This window comes from Synechococcus sp. 1G10 (assembly GCF_002252625.1).
Taxonomy (GTDB): domain Bacteria; phylum Cyanobacteriota; class Cyanobacteriia; order PCC-6307; family Cyanobiaceae; genus Regnicoccus_A.
The window spans coordinates 1-968 of sequence record NZ_NQKW01000069.1 but is presented as its reverse complement, the minus strand read 5'-3'; the positions used below and the strand labels follow the sequence as shown (position 1 = coordinate 968).

Sequence of the window (968 nt, the reverse complement as noted above, 5' to 3'; positions counted from 1 at the left end):
CTTTTCGGCGATATCGAGCCGAATTGCGCACATTCTACCTTCTAAAACTGCTCAGATCCATTGCGTTGCAGCCGCTCTGCCCTTTTTCAGGAAGCCCCAAGTAGAGATAGCATGCACATCCGATTCAGATAAACTCCATGTCACGCCGGCATGCCTTTTTTGCATTATCAGCTACCTTTGCAATAGCTGCTACAGCCAGCGCCAAGGCGGCACAATCACAATTCTTTCTTTTCCCGCTTAGGTCTGGAATCTGGGAATCCACGAATATAGCCACATGCTGGGAAAACCCATCAACGGATAACACTTCTGAACGCTTGGCTGTGCAACACGCAGTTAGCACAACATGGGAAAGAAATTCTGCATTGCGATTCATTGGATGGGCTGCATGCAGCAATAATAGCGATGGGATTAGGATCTTCATCAACGACGAAGGGCCACATGTCAAAGCTTTAGGCAGGCACTGGTGGAATGAGGGTCGCCAAGACAGATGCCTACCAAGCTTGGATTGACAGCCTCAAGGATCAAATCGGAAGAGCACGCGTGCTCATGCGCGTTGATCGCCTCATCCATGGCAATCCCGGATTTTTCCGAAATCTCACGGAGGGTGTTGCTGAATTAAAAGCTTGATGTGGGACCTGGCTACAGGGTTTACTACTCCATCAGGGGTGATCAACTCCTACTACTTCTTACTGGGGGCAGCAAGTCAACTCAACCGAAAGACATCGCCAAGGCCCTTGAATTAAACCGCCAGTTTCAGAACTACTTTCAATGACCCAAGCACAACCAGCCTCCAATTCGCAAGCCGCCAGGATTTCCTCCTATGACGTTGCTGAGCACCTGCGTACGCCTGAAGAAATGGCCGCATATCTAGGGAACATCTGAAAAACCCGCTAAAATCAATCCAGATCCAAGACTGAGACTGGAACGGATGGCCGAACCCCTCCAGCTGGGCTTCACGGACTACGAGC

At 50.1% G+C, this 968-nt stretch carries 1 protein-coding gene; it reads left to right on the top strand.

Annotation, left to right across the window (positions count from 1 at the left end):
• Positions 1-468 precede the first annotated feature (468 nt).
• Positions 469-627, top strand: a complete 159-nt coding sequence (locus CJZ82_RS19290; RefSeq protein WP_233130370.1) for a hypothetical protein — start codon at positions 469-471, stop codon at positions 625-627.
• Positions 628-968: the final 341 nt, after the last annotated feature.

Excerpts from the sequence above, each read along its gene's own strand:
- CJZ82_RS19290 (WP_233130370.1), top strand. The coding sequence starts at position 469 with ATGAGGGTCGCCAAGACAGATGCCTACCAAGCTTGGATTGACAGCCTC.